This is a genomic window from Actinophytocola sp., from assembly GCF_036555685.1.
Lineage (GTDB): Bacteria > Actinomycetota > Actinomycetes > Mycobacteriales > Pseudonocardiaceae > Actinophytocola.
In genome coordinates, this window is record NZ_DATBKY010000077.1 from 1 (window position 1) to 18297 (window position 18297).

19 protein-coding genes are annotated in these 18297 nt (G+C 72.4%); 6 read left to right on the forward strand and 13 right to left on the reverse strand.

The window, feature by feature from the left end:
* From paaE to VH969_RS08005, 6 genes are all read right to left on the reverse strand, one after another.
* Positions 1 to 1054 (reverse strand): 1,2-phenylacetyl-CoA epoxidase subunit PaaE (gene paaE / locus VH969_RS07980; protein ID WP_331972802.1); only part of this gene is annotated, 1054 nt, incomplete at its 3' end.
* A 1-nt stretch (position 1055) separates the two neighbouring features.
* Positions 1056 to 1559: a 1,2-phenylacetyl-CoA epoxidase subunit PaaD gene (gene paaD, locus VH969_RS07985; RefSeq protein ID WP_331972804.1), complete on the reverse strand. Its 504-nt coding sequence runs from the start codon at positions 1557 to 1559 to the stop codon at positions 1056 to 1058.
* Positions 1556 to 2449, reverse strand: a complete 894-nt coding sequence (paaC, locus tag VH969_RS07990) for a 1,2-phenylacetyl-CoA epoxidase subunit PaaC (RefSeq protein WP_331972806.1) — start codon at positions 2447 to 2449, stop codon at positions 1556 to 1558. Before paaC ends, paaD begins: the two co-directional genes overlap by 4 nt.
* A gap of 34 nt (positions 2450 to 2483) precedes the next feature.
* Positions 2484 to 2777 carry a 1,2-phenylacetyl-CoA epoxidase subunit PaaB gene (gene paaB, locus VH969_RS07995; RefSeq protein WP_331972808.1) on the reverse strand — a complete coding sequence of 98 codons (294 nt, stop codon included), beginning with the start codon at positions 2775 to 2777 and terminating at the stop codon, positions 2484 to 2486.
* Positions 2778 to 2835: 58 nt separating this feature from the next.
* Entirely contained in the window at positions 2836 to 3771 is a 936-nt protein-coding gene (gene paaA / locus VH969_RS08000) for a 1,2-phenylacetyl-CoA epoxidase subunit PaaA (protein ID WP_331972810.1), read from the reverse strand.
* 41 nt (positions 3772 to 3812) lie between these two features.
* Positions 3813 to 4289: a DUF3592 domain-containing protein gene (locus VH969_RS08005; RefSeq protein ID WP_331972812.1), complete on the reverse strand. Its 477-nt coding sequence runs from the start codon at positions 4287 to 4289 to the stop codon at positions 3813 to 3815.
* A 232-nt stretch (positions 4290 to 4521) separates the two neighbouring features.
* Here VH969_RS08005 and VH969_RS08010 point away from each other — a divergent pair, with 232 nt between their 5' ends.
* Positions 4522 to 6900, forward strand: coding sequence for an immune inhibitor A domain-containing protein (locus tag VH969_RS08010; RefSeq protein ID WP_331972814.1), 2379 nt, complete (start codon positions 4522 to 4524; stop codon positions 6898 to 6900).
* A 63-nt stretch (positions 6901 to 6963) separates the two neighbouring features.
* Here the strand turns inward: VH969_RS08010 and VH969_RS08015 are convergent, their stop codons facing one another.
* Together VH969_RS08015 and menD are read right to left on the reverse strand one after the other, a co-directional pair.
* Positions 6964 to 8328 (reverse strand): M1 family metallopeptidase, encoded by a 1365-nt coding sequence (locus tag VH969_RS08015; protein ID WP_331972816.1) that lies wholly within the window; start codon positions 8326 to 8328, stop codon positions 6964 to 6966.
* A 72-nt stretch (positions 8329 to 8400) separates the two neighbouring features.
* The gene (gene menD, locus VH969_RS08020) at positions 8401 to 10083 is read right to left on the reverse strand and encodes a 2-succinyl-5-enolpyruvyl-6-hydroxy-3-cyclohexene-1-carboxylic-acid synthase (protein WP_331972818.1); all 1683 of its coding nucleotides are present in this window, start codon (positions 10081 to 10083) and stop codon (positions 8401 to 8403) included.
* Positions 10084 to 10125: 42 nt separating this feature from the next.
* Between menD and VH969_RS08025 the strand changes: the two genes are divergently transcribed.
* The 3 genes from VH969_RS08025 (at position 10126) to VH969_RS08035 (ending at position 13237) form a co-directional block, all read left to right on the forward strand.
* On the forward strand, positions 10126 to 11028 hold the full coding sequence (locus tag VH969_RS08025; RefSeq protein ID WP_331972820.1) for a 1,4-dihydroxy-2-naphthoyl-CoA synthase: 903 nt from the start codon (positions 10126 to 10128) through the stop codon (positions 11026 to 11028).
* A 131-nt stretch (positions 11029 to 11159) separates the two neighbouring features.
* The gene (menE, locus tag VH969_RS08030) at positions 11160 to 12290 is read left to right on the forward strand and encodes an o-succinylbenzoate--CoA ligase (RefSeq protein WP_331972822.1); all 1131 of its coding nucleotides are present in this window, start codon (positions 11160 to 11162) and stop codon (positions 12288 to 12290) included.
* A gap of 71 nt (positions 12291 to 12361) precedes the next feature.
* Complete coding sequence (locus VH969_RS08035) at positions 12362 to 13237, forward strand: 1,4-dihydroxy-2-naphthoate polyprenyltransferase (RefSeq protein WP_331972824.1); 876 nt, start codon at positions 12362 to 12364, stop codon at positions 13235 to 13237.
* On the opposite strand, the gene cds1 is transcribed toward VH969_RS08035, so the two are convergent.
* From cds1 to VH969_RS08050, 3 genes are read right to left on the reverse strand one after another with little or no spacing between them, the layout of a single operon-like run.
* Entirely contained in the window at positions 13234 to 14334 is a 1101-nt protein-coding gene (gene cds1, locus VH969_RS08040) for an L-cysteine desulfhydrase Cds1 (RefSeq protein WP_331972826.1), read from the reverse strand. The two genes, VH969_RS08035 and cds1, sit on opposite strands and share 4 nt — an antisense overlap.
* Entirely contained in the window at positions 14331 to 14606 is a 276-nt protein-coding gene (locus VH969_RS08045) for a DUF4229 domain-containing protein (RefSeq protein ID WP_331972828.1), read from the reverse strand. The genes cds1 and VH969_RS08045 overlap by 4 nt, the downstream gene beginning before the upstream one ends.
* Positions 14607 to 14616: 10 nt before the next feature.
* Positions 14617 to 15081, reverse strand: a complete 465-nt coding sequence (locus tag VH969_RS08050; protein WP_331972830.1) for an Lrp/AsnC family transcriptional regulator — start codon at positions 15079 to 15081, stop codon at positions 14617 to 14619.
* Between the two features lie 147 nt (positions 15082 to 15228).
* Here VH969_RS08050 and VH969_RS08055 point away from each other — a divergent pair, with 147 nt between their 5' ends.
* Together VH969_RS08055 and VH969_RS08060 are read left to right on the forward strand one after the other, a co-directional pair.
* Entirely contained in the window at positions 15229 to 15438 is a 210-nt protein-coding gene (locus VH969_RS08055; RefSeq protein WP_331972832.1) for a BldC family transcriptional regulator, read from the forward strand.
* Positions 15439 to 15558: 120 nt separating this feature from the next.
* Positions 15559 to 15777: a hypothetical protein gene (locus tag VH969_RS08060; RefSeq protein ID WP_331972834.1), complete on the forward strand. Its 219-nt coding sequence runs from the start codon at positions 15559 to 15561 to the stop codon at positions 15775 to 15777.
* On the opposite strand, the gene VH969_RS08065 is transcribed toward VH969_RS08060, so the two are convergent.
* Both VH969_RS08065 and VH969_RS08070 read right to left on the reverse strand, forming a co-directional pair.
* Positions 15778 to 17376, reverse strand: a complete 1599-nt coding sequence (locus VH969_RS08065; RefSeq protein ID WP_414638436.1) for a nucleotide-binding protein — start codon at positions 17374 to 17376, stop codon at positions 15778 to 15780.
* A gap of 143 nt (positions 17377 to 17519) precedes the next feature.
* Complete coding sequence (locus tag VH969_RS08070) at positions 17520 to 18200, reverse strand: hypothetical protein (RefSeq protein ID WP_331972836.1); 681 nt, start codon at positions 18198 to 18200, stop codon at positions 17520 to 17522.
* Positions 18201 to 18297 lie beyond the last annotated feature (97 nt).

Sequence of the window (18297 nt, forward strand, 5' to 3'; positions counted from 1 at the left end):
CGTCGTAGTCCACCGTCACCGCTTCGGAGCGGGGCAGGGCCTGGCAGGTGAGGACGAAGCCCGCCGCCAGCTCGTGCGGTTCCAGCGCGTAGTTGCGGCGCATCTCGACCTTGCCCGACGTCACCTTCGCCCGGCAGGTCCCGCACACGCCGCCCTTGCACGCGAACGGCAGGTCCGCCCGCACGCGCTGCGCGGCGTCCAGGATCGGGGTGTCCGCGGGCAGGGCGAGCGTCGTCTCGCGGCCGTCGAGGACCAGCGTCACCGACGCGGCCGGACCGTCCACCACGGACTCGTCGGGGCGCTCCAGGGGCGGCGGGGGCTCGTCTACGTAGAACAGCTCCCGGTGGATCCGCTCGCGGGGCACGCCGTGGTCGGCGAGCACGGCGTCGGCGTCGGTCAGCATGCCGAACGGACCGCAGAGCCACCAGTGGTCCACATCGGACGTCGGCACGATCGTGTCCAGCAGTGCCGACAGCTTGGCCGCGTCCAGCCGGCCGGAGAACAGCGCCACGTCCCGCGGCTCGCGCGACAGCACGTGCACCAGCGCCAGCCGCGCCGCGTACCGGTCCTTCAGGTCCGCCAGCTCGTCGCCGAACATGACCGTGTCCGTGCGGCGGTTGCCGTACAGCAACGTGGCCCGGCCGCCGGCCTCCAGCACCGCCGACATGATCGACAGCACCGGCGTGATCCCCGACCCCGCCGCGACGAACACGTGGTGCTGGCCGCGCTTCGTCAGGTCCGGCGTGAACCGGCCGAGCGGCGGCAGCACGTCGAGCACGTCGCCCGGCCGCAGCTCGTCGACGAGCCGCGTCGAGAACAGCCCGCCGTCCACCCGCCGGACCCCGATCCGCGGCGGCGCGGACGGCGGCGCGCAGATCGAGTACGACCGCCGCTCCTCAACGCCGTCCAGGTCCTGCCGCAGCGTCAGGTACTGCCCCGGCTTGAACGCGAACTCCTTGCGCAGCTCGTGCGGGACCGCGAACGTCACCGCGACCGCGTCCGCGCACAGCCGGTCGACCCGGGCCACGGGCAGCGGGTGGAAGGTCGCGACCACCTCAGATCTCCTTGACGTGCTCGAACGGCTCCCGGCAGGACTCGCAGCGGCGCAACGCCTTGCACGCGGTCGCCGAGAACCGGGACAGCTCGGTCGTGTCCGCCGAGCCGCACCGCGGACAGCGCACCCGCGACACCGGCGGCGACAGCCGCAGCGGGATCGGGCCGGAGCGCGTGCCGACCCGCGACGGCGGTGCGATGCCGTGCTCGGCGAGCTTGCGCCGGCCGTCCTCGCTGATCCAGTCCGTCGTCCACGCGGGGCTGAGCACCGTGCGCACCTCGACCTCGCGGTAGCCCGCGGCCCCGAGCCGCCGGCGCAGGTCCGCGCGCATCTCCTCCAGCGCCGGGCAGCCGCTGTACGTCGGCGTGATCTCGACGACCACGCGGCCGCCGGCCTCGGACACCGACCGCAGCACGCCGAGGTCGGCCAGCGTCAGGACCGGCAGCTCGGGGTCGAGGACCGACTCCGCGACCGCCCGCGCGCCACCGCCCTGCTGTTCGCTCACCACACGGCCCCCGGCAGCGAGCGGGCCAGGTGCTGCATCTCCGCGAGCAGGTAGCCGAGCGCCTCGGTGTGCACGCCGTCGCGCCCGGTCCGCCCCGCGACCGCGGCCATCGCCGGCACGTCCGGCCGCTCGAGCCCGGCCGCGGCGAACACCTGGTCCAGCACGGCGTCCACTTCGGACCGCACGGTGGCCGGGTCGGCAGCCACGCCCGGCAGCCGCTCCTCGACCGCGTGCGTGGTGAACAGCTCCGGCACGAGCGGCCACACCTTCGCCAGTCCCGCGACCATCCGGTCCCGCGAGTACTCCGTGCCGCCCGCGAGCCGCAGCGTCCACTGCGCGGCGTGGTCGCGGTGGTAGGCCAGCTCCTTCACGCCCTTCGCCGCGATCGCCGCGAGCACCGGGTCGACCGACGACGCCAGCTGCTCGAAGACCGCCAGCCGCCACGTCGAGAACACCAGCAGCCGCGCGATCGTCGCCGCGAAGTCGCCACCCGGGCCCGGCCCGCAGTCGACTTCGACGAGCCGCACGTTGCGGAACTCGTGCTCGTCGCGCAGGTACGCGAGCGCGTCCTCGTCGCGGCCTGCGCCCTCGACCTCGCCGGCCCGCGACAGCAGCAGCCGCGCCTGGCCGAGCAGGTCGAGCGCGATGTTGGCGAGCGCCACGTCCTCCTCGAGCTCGGGCGCGCGCGAGCACCACTCGGTGAGCCGCTGGGACAGGACCAGCGCGTCGTCGGCGAGCATCAGGCAGTACGCCACGAGGTCGGCCGAGTCCACATGGGACGGGAGGGCACGGTCCACGCCGGCCAGCGGGTCGTCGAAGCCGGTGCCGAACGCCCAGTGCCGGTCGTCGTTCTCCTCGGTGATCGCCTCGTAGGCGTTGTCGAAGCTCATGGCGCCTCCGCGGCGAAAAGTACGTCGGCGCGGCTCATAGGTGCGGGACGTCTTCCGGGATGGAGTAGAACGTCGGGTGCCGGTAGACCTTGTCCCCGCTCGGCGCGAAGAAGGGGTCCTTCTCGTCCGGCGAGGACGCGGTGATCGCGTCGGCGCGCACGACCCAGATGCTCACGCCCTCGTTGCGCCGGGTGTACAGGTCGCGCGCGTTGCGCAGCGCCATCTCGTCGTCGGGCGCGTGCAGCGAGCCGACGTGGACGTGGTTGAGGCCGCGCTTGCCGCGCACGAACACCTCGTAGAGCGGCCAGGCCGACCGGGGCTGGGTCATGCCGTTCCGCCTCCCCGGAATATCGGTGCGGCCGGGAGCCGCACGGCTGCTGCGGCGCTCATGCGACGTGCTCTTTCTCGGCGGCCTGCTTCCGCGCGTAGGCCGCGGCCGCCTCGCGTACCCAGGCGCCGTCCTCGTGCGCCTTGCGCCGGTGCGCGACGCGTTGCCTGCTCGTCGGCCCGTTGCCGCCGACGACCTGCCAGAACTCGTCCCAGTCGATCTCGCCGAAGTCGTAGTGCTCGCGCTCGGCGTTCCACGCCAGCGCCGGGTCGGGCAGCGTCACGCCCAGCGCCTCGGCCTGCGGGACGGTCATGTCGACGAACTTCTGGCGCAGCTCGTCGTTGGTGTGCCGCTTGATCCGCCAGGCCATCGACTGCGCGGTGTTGGACGACGCCTCGTCCGACGGGCCGAACATCATCAGCGACGGCCACCACCAGCGGTCGACGGCGTCCTGGACCATGCGCCGCTGCGCCTGCGTGCCGCGCATCATCGTCATCAGCAGCTCGTAGCCCTGCCGCTGGTGGAAGGACTCCTCCTTGCAGATGCGGATCATCGCGCGCGCGTACGGGCCGTAGGAGGTGCGGCACAGCGGGACCTGGTTGCAGATGGCCGCGCCGTCCACGAGCCAGCCGATGACGCCGACGTCGGCGAAGTTCAGCGTCGGGTAGTTGAAGATCGAGGAGTACTTCTGCCGGCCCTCGACGAGCTTCGTGGTGAGGTCCTCCCGGTCGGCGCCGAGTGTCTCGGTGGCCGCGTACAGGTAGAGCCCGTGACCGGCCTCGTCCTGCACCTTGGCCAGCAGGATCGCCTTGCGGCGCAGCGACGGCGCGCGGCTGATCCAGTTCGCCTCGGGCTGCATGCCGATGATCTCGGAGTGCGCGTGCTGCGCGATCTGCCGGATGAGCGTCTTGCGGTAGCCGTCGGGCATCCAGTCCCGCGGCTCGATGCGTTGCTCGGATCCGACTACGCGGTCGAACTCCTGCTCCAGGTCCACGACCCGATGTTACACGTGAATGCTCGAAATTTAGACGAGTGTCACAACACATCCGGGGCGGGCGGCTCGGTCCGCTCGGGGCGGACCCGCCGCAGCGCCCAGATCGAGGGGACCAGCACGGCCCACACCGCGAGCAGCGTCAGGCCGACCGGCAGCAGCGTGACGACCGCGCCGCGGCCGGCGACGCGCACGATCTCCGGGTTGTCCTGGCGGTACTCGACCTCGACCACGTCGCCCACGTTAAGCCCGGCCGGGTAGAGCACGCCGGTCTGCGGGATGTGCTCGGCGCCGTCCGGTGTGTAGAAACGGACCAGCGTCCGCGTGAAGGAGTCGGCGACGACCTCGGCGTTCGCGTAGCCGGTGTCGCGGTCGATCGCCACGTCCTCGGTCCACGCGGCGACCACGAGCACGACGCCGAGAAACGTGATGATCCCGCCGAGGGCGAGCAGCGACCTGGCGGCGATCCGGCCGATCAGCCGGCGCCGGTCCGCCCGGTGGTTGGTCACCTGCTGCACCACGAACCGAGCCTATCCGCCCGCCGTTCGTCACGGTTCGGCAACGCCCGGAGTGGGCCACCGCAACGGGTTCGCAGCTAGAGACCAAAGTGGATCACCTTTGCAGAAGTAACCCGTTTGGATTAGTCCTTTCGTCGGGTCCCGCCGGAAATTCACCTTACGTAAGATCCCCCATCGCGTTGAGGCCAACCGGCCGGGTGGCCTGCGCTTTCTAGAGCGATCCATGGAGGACGCGTTGCAACGAAGAATCCTTGTCGGTCTCACGAGCGTCGCCATGGTGGCGGCCGGGCTGACCGCATTAGTGACGGGGGCGCAGGCGGCACCGCCGGTCAACCCGCAGAGCACCGCGGAGGCGACGGGCGTCGACGACCTGCCCAGCCCCGCCGAGGAGAAGCGCCGCGACATGCGCAAGGAAGCGCTGGCCGACGTCCTCTCGGGCAAGCGCAAGGCAGAGAAGCGCGGCGACAGCGTCGTCGTGAAGATGGGCAAGAAGGCCGCCGCCAAGTCGAAGAACAAGGCCAAGGGCGGCCAGGTCGACCAGTACGTCGAGCTGGCGCGGGAGAAGACCGACAAGATCTTCGTCGTGCTGGTGGAGTTCGGCAACGAGCGTCACCCGGACTACCCCGACCAGGACACCGACCCTGACACGCCGGGCCCGCAGACCTTCGATGGCCCGCTGCACAACCAGATCCCCGAGCCGGACCGGTCGAAGGACAACTCGACCATCTGGCAGGCGGACTACAGCCGTCAGCACTACCAGGACCTGTACTTCTCGGACGACCCGAACGTCGACTCGGTCAAGAACTACTACGAGAAGCAGTCCTCCGGCCGGTACTCGGTGGACGGCGAGGTCAGCGACTGGGTCAAGGTCAAGTACAACGAGGCGCGGTACGGCCGGTCCAACGGCTTCCCCTGCGGCAGCAACGTCTGCAACAACTCGTACAACCTCATCCAGGACGGCGTGAGCGCCTGGTACGACAGCCAGATCGCGGCCGGCCGGACGGCGGCTGAGGTCAAGGCGGACCTCGCGCAGTACGACGTGTGGGACCGCAACGACTTCGACGGCGACGGCAACTTCGACGAGCCGGACGGCTACCTCGACCACTTCCAGATCGTGCACGCCGGTGGCGACCAGGCCGACGGCGACCCGATCTACGGCGAGGACGCCGCGTGGAGCCACCGCAGCTTCGTCTTCCCGGGCACCGCGACCGGCCCGAGCGGGAACCTGCAGGGCGGCACGCAGGTCGGCGACACCGGCCTCTGGGTCGGCGACTACACGATGCAGCCGGAGAACGGCGGCCTCGGCGTGTTCTGCCACGAGTACGGCCACGACCTCGGCCTGCCGGACCTGTACGACACCTCCGGCGGCGGCAGCAACAGCATCAACTGGTGGTCCCTGATGGCCCAGCAGCGGGTGTCCGGTCCGGGCGAGGTGCTCGGCTCGCGGGTCAACGACATGGACCCGTGGTCGAAGCTGCAGCTCGGCTGGCTCGACTACGAGACCGTCGTCTCCGGCCAGACCAAGACGCTCAACCTCGGCCCGCACGAGTACAACTCGGCCAAGCCGCAGGGTGTCGTGGTGGTGCTGCCCGACAAGGACGTCACGTTCGACTACGGCAAGCCGTTCGCCGGCGAGAACCAGTGGTGGTCGACCAGCGGTGACGACCTCGACAACACGATGGCTCGCGAGGTGGACCTGACCGGCAAGACCTCGGCGGCCCTGACGCTCAAGGCGCGCTACGACATCGAGGCCGACTTCGACTACCTGTACACCCAGGTGTCGACCGACGGCGGCGAGACGTGGACGTCGCTCGACGGCACGGTCGGCGGGAACCCGTTCGGCAAGGACTCGAACAACGACCCGGCGATCACGGGCAGCTCCGACAACCAGTGGCTCGACATGAACGTGCCGCTGGACGCCTACGCCGGCCAGACCGTGCAGCTGCGGTTCCGGTACAAGACCGACGGTGGCGTGGCGCCTCCGGGCTTCTTCGCCGACGAGATCTCCGTCGTCGCGGACGGCCAGCCGCTGTTCACCGACGGCGCGGAGAACGGCGACAACGGCTGGACGCTGAACGGTTTCCGGACCGCCCAGCAGACGGAGACGCTGCCGTTCGACCAGTTCTACATCGCGTCGAACCGCACGTACGAGTCGTACGACCAGTACATGAAGACCGGGCCGTACAACTTCGGCGACCCGGCCAAGCCGGACTGGGTGCAGCACTTCCCGTACGACACGGGTCTCGGCGTCTGGTACTGGGACACGTCCCAGCCGGACAACAACACGAGCGAGCACCCGGGCACCGGCCTGATCCTCCCGGTCGACGCGCACCCCGCGCCGATCTACAACCTGGAGGGCCAGCCGTGGCGCGAGCGGATCGCGGGCTACGACGCGACGTTCTCGCTGCACAAGGCGCCGTCGTTCACGCTGGACGTGAACGGCAAGCCGAGCTACGTGCGCGGCCAGAACGCCGTCCCGCTGTTCGACGACACCAAGAAGTACTGGTACGAGGAGCAGCCCAACGCGGGCCTGCTGCTGCCGAAGACCGGTACGACGATCAAGGTGCAGTCGGAGAGCGGCACCTCGATGAAGATCCGGATCGGCACGAAGTAACCGCCGACCCGAGCTGACGGAGCCGGGCCTCCCGCCTTGTGGCGGGAGGCCCGGTTTCGTTTGCTAGGGCAGGGTTCGCGGCTTCGTGGGGACCTCGAGCCAGGTGTGGAACAGCGTGCCGAGGTCGCGCCCGGCCAGCCGCTCGGCAAGCTCAATGAACTCGCCGGTGGTGGCGACGCCGCCCTCGTGCGTGGCGGCCCAGGTCCGCAGGATGCGGAAGAACGTCGTGTCGCCGACCGCGGCGCGCAGCGCGTGCAGGGCCAGCGCGCCACGCTCGTACACGGACGACGCGAACAGGTCCCTCTCGCCCGGGTCGGCGACGATCGTCTGCCAGAACGGGTCTTTGGCCGGATAGCCGTCGTAGGTCTCCCGCGCGCGCTGCGCCGCGGTGGCCGCGCCCGTGTGCTCGGACCACAGCCACTCCGCGTAGGTCGCGAAGCCCTCGTTCAGCCAGATGTCGCGCCAGTCGTGTAGCGACACGGAGTCGCCGAACCACATGTGCGCCATCTCGTGCACGACCACGCCCGGCCCGACCGGCGCGAGGTCGGCGCCGTACGTGGGCCGCGTCTGGTTCTCCAGGCCGTCGCAGCAGGGGGTGACCGTGCCGCCCATGGCGTCGAACGGGTAGTCGCCGAACACGCTCGACTCCCAGGCGACGATCTCGGGTGTGCGGTCGATGAGCGCCTCCGCGTCCGTCCGGTTGGGGATGCTCGTGTCGTAGGCGTTGATGAACGCCCGGCCGTCGGGCAGCGTCCGCCGGACGATGTCGAAGTCCCCGACGAGCAGGGAGGTCTGGTACGGGCCCTGCGGACTGGTGCTGCGCCAGTTCCACCGCACCCAGCCGCCCGGCTGGCGCCGCGTGCCGGCGAGCGTGCCGTTCGAGATCACCTCCTTGCCATCCGGTACGGCGACGGAGACGTCGTAGGTGGCCTTGTCGCGCGGGTGGTCGTTGGCCGGGTACCACCACGGCGCGATGTGCGGTTCGCCGAGCCCGCGGGTGAGGGTGGGCGTCCACCACCAGGCGGTGAAGCCGTAGCGCTCATGGGTGCTCGGCTTGTCCCGGTAGGTGACCGCGATGACCATCCGGTCGCCCTTCGCGATCCGCGTGGCCGGCGTGACCACGAGTTCACCGTCCTCTTGGGACACGAAGCGTGCCGGTGCGTTGTTCACCCGGACCGCCGACGTACGCAGGAGGAAGTCGAGGTCGAACCGCGTCAGGTCCTGCGTCGCGGTCGCGAGGACCGTGGTGGTGCCCCAGAGCTCGTCGGTCAACGGCTGGTAGCTCAGCCGGAGGTCGTAGTGGGTGACGTCGTAGCCGCCGTTGCCGTCGAGCGGGTAGTACGCGTCGCCGATGCCCGGTGCGCCGACGGTGTCCGCGGCGGGTGCGGGCGCGAATGCGAGCAGGGTTGCGATCACGAGCGTGCGCATGACGATTCTCCTCCCCAGTCACCGTGAAGCTACGCTCCGCCACCGGCGGCCGTTAGGTTCGTAAGGCGGGGATCAGCGCAGCGCGTCGGCGACCGCGGCGCGCAGGCGGGCGTGCAGGTCGCGCAGCAGCGCGCGGTTGGACCGGACCTCGACCACCCGCAGGCCCTCCGCCGGCGCGAGTGCGTCGCGCAGCTGCGCGCGGTCGGTCACCAGCGTGTGCGGCACCCGGTAGCCGGCGCACAGCGCGGCCAGGTCGGCACCGTGCGGGGTGCCGAACACGCGCTCGAAGCCGCGCTGGTACTCCGCCGCGCCCTGCTCGAGCAGCGTGAAGATCCCGCCGCCGTCGTCGTTGTGCACCACCACGGTCAGGTCCGGGCGGCGCTCCGGCGGGCCCACGAGCAGGCCGTTCAGGTCGTGCAGCAGGGTCAGGTCACCGATCAGCGCGTACGCCGGACCGTCCTGCGCCAGCGCCACGCCGGCCGCCGTGGACACGTTGCCGTCGATGCCGGCCACGCCCCGGTTGGCCTGCACGCGCAGGTCCGCGCGCGGCTCGGCGACGAGGTCGACGTCGCGGACGGGGTTCGACGAGCCGAGGAACAGCGTCGCCCCGGCCGGCAGCGCCTCGACCACGTCGGCGGCGAGCTGCAGGCCGGTCGGCCAGGACTCCTCGCCCAGCAGCTTCTCCACGACCGTCGTCGCGCTCGCGTCCGCGCCCGTCCAGGCCGGCAGCCACCCCGGATCCACATCGTCCACATGGGACATGTCGTCGAGGTCGAGCCAGCCGCGCACGTGGGTGGCCACGTACTGCGGATCTGTCCACTGTGGATGATCGCCGATGCCGTACACCGGCACCCGGCCCATCAGGCCGCGCACCCCGCGGGAGAGCGTCGGCCGGCCGACGACGACCACGGCGTCGGGCCGCAGCGCGGGTGGCAGCTCGCCGGCCGACAGCAGCAGCGCGCCGCACCGCAGCACGGTCGCCCCGCCGCCGGCCGCGGCCGCGAGCCCGGACGGCTCGGCCACCGCGGGCCACCCGGCCGTCGCCGCGACGGTCGCCGCCGCGCGCGCCCGGTCATCCCGGCCGCTGCCGAACACCACCAGCGTGCGGGCCGGCAGCGGGAAGTCCACGCGGCTGCCGGGCATGAGGACCGGCGCCGCGGATGTCGTCCAGCGCAGCCCCTCCGGCCGGCCGTCGAGTGGCTCGGGCCAGCGCGGCTCGAACGTCGGCACCAGCGGCTCCCGGAACGGGACGTTGAGCTGCACCGGCCGGCCGTGCTCGGCCTGCGCGACCGCGCGGCACACGAGGCCGCGCCACACCTGGTTCTGCCCCTCCCGGCGCTCGGCGATCGGGAACTCGACGGCGACCGCGGCCGGGCCGAACAGCCCGCGCTGGTCGATGGTCTGGTTCGCGCCCGTGCCGTGCAGCTCCGGCGGCCGGTCGGCGGTGATCGTCAGCAGGCCGGCGCCCGAGTGGTACGCCTCGAGCACCGCCGGGTGCAGGTTCGCCGCGGCCGTGCCGGACGTGCACACCACCGCCGCGGGGCGGCCGCCGCCCTTGGTCAGGCCGAGCGCGAGGAACCCGGCGGAGCGCTCGTCGATCCGCACGTGCAGGGCGAGCCGGCCGTGCTCGGCCGCGTCGTGCAGGGCCATCGCCAGCGCCGCGTTCCGCGAGCCCGGGGTGAGCACGACATGCCGCACGTCGTTGCGGACGAGCTCGTCGACGATCACGCCGGCCTGCGCGGTGGACGGGTTCACCTGGCCAGCTTCGCACGCCGGTCCGGCGCCTATGCTCCCGGCGTGGCTGTTTCCGAGCTGTTCGACCCGTCGGCCTGGCGGGTCGTCGAGGGGTTCGACTTCACCGACATCACCTACCACCGGGCCGTGGACACCGGCGCGGTGCGGATCGCGTTCGACCGGCCGGAGGTGCGCAACGCGTTCCGCCCGCACACGGTCGACGAGCTGTACCGGGCGCTCGACCACGCGCGGATGAGCTCGGACGTGGGCGTCGTGCTGCTGACCGGCAACGGCCCGTCCCCGCGCGACGGCGGGTGGGCGTTCTGCTCGGGCGGCGACCAGCGGATCCGCGGGCGGACGGGCTACCAGTACGCGTCGGGCGAGACGGCGTCGACGGTCGACCCCGCGCGGGCCGGGCGCCTGCACATCCTGGAGTGCCAGCGGCTCATCCGGTTCATGCCGAAGGTCGTGATCGCGGTCGTGCCCGGCTGGGCGGCCGGCGGCGGGCACAGCCTGCACGTGACGTGTGACCTCACGCTGGCGTCGGCCGAGCACGCGCGTTTCAAGCAGACCGACGCGGACGTGGGCAGCTTCGACGGCGGGTACGGCTCGGCGTACCTGGCGCGCCAGATCGGCCAGAAGTTCGCGCGCGAGGTGTTCTTCCTGGGCCGGGCGTACTCGGCGACGGACATGCACCGGATGGGCGCGGTGAACGCGGTCGTGCCGCACGCGTCGCTCGAGGAGACCGCCCTGGAGTGGGCGCGCGAGATCAACGGCAAGTCGCCGACCGCGCGCCGCATGCTGAAATACGCGTTCAACCTGATCGACGACGGCCTGGTGGGCCAGCAGCTGTTCGCCGGCGAGACCACGCGGCTCGCGTACATGACCGACGAGGCGGTCGAGGGCCGGGACGCCTTCCTGGAGAAGCGCCCACCCGACTGGTCACCCTTCCCGCACTACTACTGAGCGGCGGCCGGCCACGTCATAGCGCCGTTCACCTTGACCCACAACGCTTCCCGGCGCTCCACGTCCACATCGGACATCATAGAAGCCGGGTGATGCGCCGGCCGTGCGCGTGCGGTACGACAATCGACGGTGTGCGGGAGATCTTGGTCGACGGGCCGGGCGGCGTGCCGGAGCTGGCCGAGGCGTTGCGGGCCGCGCGCGACGGCGGGCCCGCGGTCCTTCCGCTCGCCGGGAGCGACCCGCGGCTCGCCGACCTGCGCACGCGGCTCGCGCCCGAGCGGCCGGCCGAGCCCGGCACGGCGGTCGTCGTCGCCACGTCCGGGTCGACCGGGGACGCCAAGGGCGTGCTGCTCCCGGCCGCCGCGCTGCGGGCCTCCGCGGCCGCGACCCACGCCCGGCTGGGCGGCCCCGGGCAGTGGCTGCTCGCGCTCCCGGCCCAGCACGTCGCGGGAATCCAGGTGCTCGTCCGGTCGCTGCTGGCGGGCTTCGAGCCGCGGGCCGTCCGCCGGGGGCAGCCGTTCGCGCGGCGGTTCGCGGAGGCGGCGCAAACTCTTGCCGCACCGCGCCGGTACACCTCGCTCGTGCCCACCCAGCTCTCGCGGATGCTGGCGGGCGGCTACCTCGACGCGCTGCGCACGTTCGACGCCGTGCTCGTCGGCGGTGCCGCGGCCCCGGCGCCGCTGCTCGAGAAGGCCCGGGCCGAGGGCGTCCGGGTCGTCACCACGTACGGCATGTCCGAGACGTGCGGCGGCTGCGTCTACGACGGCGTGCCACTCGACGGCGTGCGGGTGCGGATCACCGGCGGCGTGGTCGAGCTCGGCGGGCCGGTGCTCGCGAGCGGCTACCGGCTCGACCCGGCGGCCACCGCAAACGCTTTCGCCGGTGGCTGGTTCCGGACCACCGACCTCGGCGTGCTGCACGAGGACGGCACGCTGGAGATCCACGGCCGGGCCGACTTCGTGATCAACACCGGCGGCGTGAAGGTCGCGCCGGCCGCGGTCGAGGCCGTGCTCGCCGCGCAGCCCGGCGTCGCCGAGGCCTGCGTCGTCGACCTGCCGTCCGCCGAGTGGGGCCAGCTCGTGGCGGCGGCGATCGTGCCCGACGGCGAGCCGCCGCACCCGGACGACCTCCGCGAGGCGGTCCGGACCGCGCTCGGCGGCCCGGCCGTGCCCAAGCTCGTGCGCTTCGTGGACACGCTGCCCCTGCACGGTCCGGGCAAGGTCGACCGGTCCGCGGTCCGCGAGCTGCTCAGCACGCGGTAGGCGAGAGCCGCCGCGAGGCCGGCCGGCGCCCTCGCGGCGGGTCTGCCCGGCCCGCCCTGGATGATGTTCGTATGAGCGCATCCGCAGCGGAATGGATCGAGGGGGCGCGGATCCGCACCCTGCCGAACTCCGTCGCCCCCGTGCTCGTCGGCGCCGGCGCGGCGGCGGCGGTCGACCGGTTCAGCTGGTGGGCGTCGCTTCTCGCGCTCGTCGTGGCGCTGTCGCTGCAGGTCGGGGTGAACTACGCCAACGACTACTCCGACGGCATCCGCGGCACCGATTCCGCACGGGTCGGCCCGCTGCGGCTCGTCGGTTCGGGTGTGGCCACGGCGGCATCCGTCCGCACGGCGGCGCTGGTCTGCTTCGCGGTCGCCGGGGTGGCCGGGCTGGTCCTGGTCGCGCTGACCGGGCACTGGTGGCTGCTCGCCGTCGGGGCGGTGTGCATCGCGGGTGCCTGGTTCTACACGGGCGGCTCGCGGCCGTACGGCTACTCGGGCTGGGGCGAGGTGGCCGTGTTCGTCTTCTTCGGACTGGTCGCCGTGCTGGGCACCGAGTACGTGCAGGCCGGCGCGATCACGTGGGCCGGGGTCGCGGGGGCGGTCGCGCTGGGTTCGTTCTCGGCGGCCGTGCTGGTGGCGAACAACCTGCGCGACGTGCCGACCGACCGGGCGACCGGCAAACGCACCCTGGCCGTACGCCTGGGAGATCGCCGGACCCGCACGCTCTACTTCGGACTCGTCGCGCTCCCGTTCGTCGTCACGCTCGTGGCCGCGGTCGGCACGCCTTGGCTGCTGCTGGCCCTCCTCGCGGCCGTCGTCGTGGTACCGGCGGTACGGATCGTCGCGCGCGGCCGCGACGGGCTCGCGCTGATCCCGGTCCTGCGGGACACGGCGCTGGCGATGCTGGCGTGGGCGGTACTGGCGGCCGGCGCGCTCGCGCTGAGCTAGGCCCACACGCCCGTCGCGAGGAAGGACTCCACCACGGCGCACGGAGCGGTGAGGTCCAGGCCCTGCGCGGCGAGCCACTCGTCGGAAAAGTACGTGTGCGCGTAGCGGTCGCCGTCGTCGCAGAGGAGGGTGACGATGCTGCCCGGCCGGCCCGCGGCGCGCATCTGCGCCACGAGCTGGAACGCGCCCCACAGGTTCGTGCCCGTCGAGCCGCCCACCCGGCGGCCCAGCACCGGCGCCACGGCCCGAATCGCGGCCAGCGAGCACGCGTCCGGCACCTTGATCATCCGATCGATCACCTCGCCGATGAACGACGGCTCCACGCGCGGCCGGCCGATGCCCTCGATCCGCGAGCCGTGGCAGGACGTCAGCTCGGGATCGTCGTCGCGCCAGGCGGTGAAGAACACCGAGTGCTCCGGGTCGACGACCGCGAGCCGCGTGCGCAGCTGCCGGTACCGGACGTAGCGGCCGATCGTCGCGCTCGTGCCGCCGGTGCCCGCGCCGACCACGACCCACTCCGGCTCGGGGTGCGGCTCGAGCGCCATCTGGGAGAAGATCGACTCCGCGATGTTGTTGTTGCCACGCCAGTCCGTGGCCCGCTCGGCGTGTGTGAACTGGTCCATGAAGTGGCCGTCCAGCTCGACCGCGAGCCGGTGCGACTCCTTGTACAGCTGGCTCGGCTCGTCGACGAAGTGGCAGCGCCCGCCCTGGTGCTCGATCAGCTCGACCTTCTCCGCCGACGTCGTGCGCGGCATCACCGCGATGAACGGCAGCCCCAGCATCCGGGCGAAGTACGCCTCGGACACCGCGGTCGAGCCCGACGACGCCTCGATCACCGGCGTGCCCTCGACGATCCAGCCGTTGCACAGCGCGTAGAGGAAGAGCGAGCGGGCGAGCCGGTGCTTCAGCGAGCCGGTCGGGTGCGTCGACTCGTCCTTCAGGTACAGCTCGACGTGCCACTCAGGCGGCAGCGGGAACGGGATCAGGTGCGTGTCCGCGCTGCGGTTCGCGTCCGCCTCGATGATCCGTACGGCCTCGCACACCCACGTCCGGTTCGTCTCGCTGGACCGGTCGACGGCCGGCACGACGCCCGTCACGGCACTTCCGGCGGATCCTCGCCGCGCAGCTCCGCCCGCAGCCGGGTGCGCGTCTCCCCCCGCCGCGCGCCGCGTTCGGCGAGGGCGGCGGTGACCCGCCGGTTCAGCGGGCGGAACAGGAGGATCCCGAGCGGGAGGCCGACCACGATCGCGACCGCGAGCGCCACCAGCAGCGGCACCTTGAACAGCACCAGCACGACGGTCACCACCGCCACCAGGCCGAGCCGGGCCAGCGTGTAGAGGGTCAGGTCACGACCCAGGTGGTCACTCACGTCGGTGACGCTACTCGCCCGCATCCTCGACCTCCGAGGTGTTCGGTCGGCCCTCGAAGCGGGTCGACAGCACCAGCGTCGTGCGCGTCCGCGCCACGCCGTCGATGCGCCGCAGCCGGCCCAGCGTGTGCTCGAGGTCGTCGACGGTCGCCACCCGGACCTTGACCACGAACGACTCGTCGCCCGCCACGCGGTAGCACGACTCGACCTCCGACAGCAGGCCCAGCGAGTCCGCGACGTCGTCGTCGTCCGCGGTGTCGGTGGAGTGGATGCCGATCAGCGCGGTGACCCCGAGGCCGACCGCGCTCGGGTTGACGACCGCGTGGTAGCCGGTGATCACGCCGGTGTTCTCGAGCTTGCCCACCCGCTCGTGCACGGCCGACGCGGAGAGCCCGACCTGCCTGCCGAGCTCGGCGTACGTTGCCCGGCCGTTCTCCCGCAGCGCGGCGATGATCCGGCGATCGACGCTGTCCACCGAGGCACTCTAGCGCCCGGCCACCGCTGCCCGAACCGGCCGATTTGTCCCTTACTACCTCTTTACCATCAGACAACCGTTCGAGTACCCGACGGGCGAAGTGACACGATTGGCACGTCCGGATCCAGCACACCTGAGGAGGACATGGTGACTGCTGCACATGTCGGCGAGCGCCTGCTGACCCCGGGCGAGGTCGCGGCCTTGTTCCGGGTCGACCCGAAGACCGTCACGCGCTGGGCGACGGCCGGCCGGATCGGCTCCATCCGGACCCCGGGTGGGCACCGGCGCTTCCGGGAGTCCGAGGTCAAGACCCTGCTCGCCGAGCTCACCACCGAGGCCACGAAGGCCAACGGATAAGGCCAACGGATAACGACCCGACAGCCGGCCCGACGACCATGACGCACCGTTCACCCCCCGAGCGCCCGAAAACGGGACAAACGGGTTAACCTCGACAGCAGGACTCTCGGGAGGTGCACGATGCTCTACCTGCTCGCCGCGATCGGCGCCGTCTGTGTCGCCGTGCTGCTGTGGCGGGCGTTCGTGTCGAACCCAGCCGAGGTACGCGAGCGCTCCACGACCCGGCCGACCCGCGGCCGCCAAGGCCCGCTCGCGCCCGACGACGATCCGGATTTCCTGCGCAAGCTCGGCCAGCAGAAGCCGCCGCCGGCCGACCCGGACGGCACGCCGCCGGCCTGATCAGCGCATGTAGTAGAACTCGCTCGGGAACCCGTCCGCCACGGTCGCCGCCAGCTCGAGCAGCGCGAGCCGGGTGGGCGGGCCCAGCCGGTCCAGCTCGATCTCCGCGCCCTCCTCGAGGTGCGGGTCGAACGGGATGCGGCAGACCGCACGGCACCGGGCGCCGAAGTGCTGGGCCAGCTTGTCCTGGTCGACCGAGCCGGCCCGCGGGCGCACCGAGTTGATCACCGCCACGGAACGCGCGACCAGGTCGCGGTAGCCGTGCACGTCGAGCCAGTCGAGCGTGGCCGAGGCGCTGCGGGCGCCGTCCACCGAGCCGGACGACACGATCACGAGCGAGTCCGCGATGTCGAGCACACCCTTCATCGCCGAGTGCATGAGGCCGGTGCCGCAGTCGGTGAGCACGATGTTGTAGAAGTGCTCGAGCAGCGCCACCGTGCGCCGGTAGTCGTCCTCGCTGAACGCCTCCGAGACTGCCGGGTCCTGGTCGCTCGCGAGCACCTCGAGCCGGCTCGGGCCCTGCGAGGTGTACGCGCGGATGTCGGAGTAGCGGCGGATCCGGTCCGCGTCGCGCAGCAGGTGCCGCACGGTCGCCGTGGTCTCCAGCGGGATCTTCTGGCTCAGCGTGCCGCGGTCGGGGTTGGCGTCGACCGCGATGACCCGGTCACCGCGCAGCGACGCGAACGTCGAGCCGAGCGTCGTGGTCGTCGTGGTCTTGCCGACGCCGCCCTTGAGGCTCAGCATCGCGATCTTGTAGCACCCGCGCAGCGGCTGGTTGACGCGCGTGATCAGCTCGCGCCGGCGGACGTCCGCCGGGCTCTCGCCGACGTTGACCATGTGGCCGGTGGCCACGAAGACCGCCCGGCGCCAGCCGGACTGCGGCGGCCGCTTGGTCTGCTTGATCAGCTTGGCCGAGGACAGCTCGTCGGCGTGCGTGCGCTGCCTCGGGTGCTGCGCCTGCTGGTACGGCGGGTAGCCGACCTGCGGGTAGGCCTGGCCCTGGCCGGGTGCGGGCTGCCCGGCGAACGGGCCGCGCGGGCCGGGCGCCGACGGGTCGGCGTAGTGCTGCGGGCCGGAGGCGTTGGGGTCGACGTGTGGCTGCGGGCCCGACGGAGCCGGGTCCACGTGTGGCCGCGCGGCGAGCGGGTCGGTGAACAGCTGCGGCACCGGCTGTGGACCCGAGGGCTGCGGCTCGACGTGCTGGCTCGGTTGCGGCCCGGACGCGACCGGGTCCACGAAGAGCTGCGGCTGGGCCTGCGGACCCGACGGCGCAGGCTCCACGTACTGGCCGGGCTGCGTACCCGTCGGCATCTGGTCCACGTACGGCCGGGGCAGCGGGCCCGACGGCTGCGGTTCGGCGTACTGCGGGACAGCCGGTTCGGCGTACTGGGAGACGACCGGTTCGGGGTGCGGTGCGGACGCGGTGCGCGCTTCCGCGTCGAGCGCCGAGACGCCCGGCCGCGGGCCGAAGTCGTCGTTGTTGCCATCCGCCGCGTGGCCGGCCGGTTCCACCGCGGGCACCATCCACGCGAAGTCGTGCTGGGTAGCCGGTTCCTGGCCGGCGCCGGCTACATCCGGCTCGCCTTCACGACCGCTCACGCTGGGATCCTCCTGATAACGCTGCCCCCGTGCCCTCGCCCGCCGACGGTAGTCGTTGCCGAGCTACGGCGTCGACACGGGGGTTGCTGGCGTTCGCACCAGCAACCACGGGCTCGACCAGGGCCGCGTCAGGCTCGTCGCCGCTAGCCGCCCAGCAGGTCACCCAGCGGGTTGATCATGGTCATGGCCGGCTGCTCGCCGCCGCCGCTGAGGGCCCCGGTGACCGGGGAGAGGATGCCGCCGACGGTGTCGGTGACCGGCTGCGTGACGTCACCGACGGTGTCCGTCACCGGTTTGACGACCTTCTCGACCGGACCGGGCTGTGGTGCGGGCTGTGCCGGTGCCGGAGCAGGGGCCGGTGCGGGCGCCGGGGCGGGGTTCGCCGGCGCGGCCTGCGCGCTGCCCGCGCCGTGCGCGTCGGCGGTGCCACCGGCACCGGTCGCGCCGCTGCCCTGCTGCCCGCTCGCGGCGACGCTGCCGCGCTCGGCCGCGGCGGCCTGCTTAGCGGCCGCGGCGTCCGGGTCGTGGCCGCCGTGCGGCGGTGCGGCCACCGCCGGCGTGCCGATGTCACCGGGGCCGCCGTCGGAACCGTTGGGACCGTGGCCGGGCGCCGCGGGCGCGTGCTCGGGGGCGCTCTGGTCGGCGACCGGCAGCGTGGAGCCGTTCAGGCCGAGCGCGCCGGCGGCGAAGGTGCCGGCCACGAGCAGCGCGCCGGCCGCGACGCCGAACGTCCACTTCTTACTCGTGTCGCTGGCGACCGCCTCGTCCGCGGGGTCCTCGTAGTAACGCCGTACCCCGAGGGGGTGTCCCTCCCGTCGCAGCACTCGGTCCACCGGCACCCGATCGCGGTTACCGTAGGTTGCCGCGTAACTCAAGACACACCCTCCTGGCTCTGCGTGTTCGGCCGGACGGCCGAACACT

Excerpts from the sequence above, each read along its gene's own strand:
- paaC (WP_331972806.1), bottom strand. The coding sequence starts at position 2,449 with ATGAGCTTCGACAACGCCTACGAGGCGATCACCGAGGAGAACGACGAC.
- paaB (WP_331972808.1), bottom strand. The coding sequence starts at position 2,777 with ATGACCCAGCCCCGGTCGGCCTGGCCGCTCTACGAGGTGTTCGTGCGC.
- VH969_RS08015 (WP_331972816.1), bottom strand. The coding sequence starts at position 8,328 with ATGCGCACGCTCGTGATCGCAACCCTGCTCGCATTCGCGCCCGCACCC.
- VH969_RS08035 (WP_331972824.1), top strand. The coding sequence starts at position 12,362 with ATGAGCGCATCCGCAGCGGAATGGATCGAGGGGGCGCGGATCCGCACC.
- VH969_RS08060 (WP_331972834.1), top strand. The coding sequence starts at position 15,559 with ATGCTCTACCTGCTCGCCGCGATCGGCGCCGTCTGTGTCGCCGTGCTG.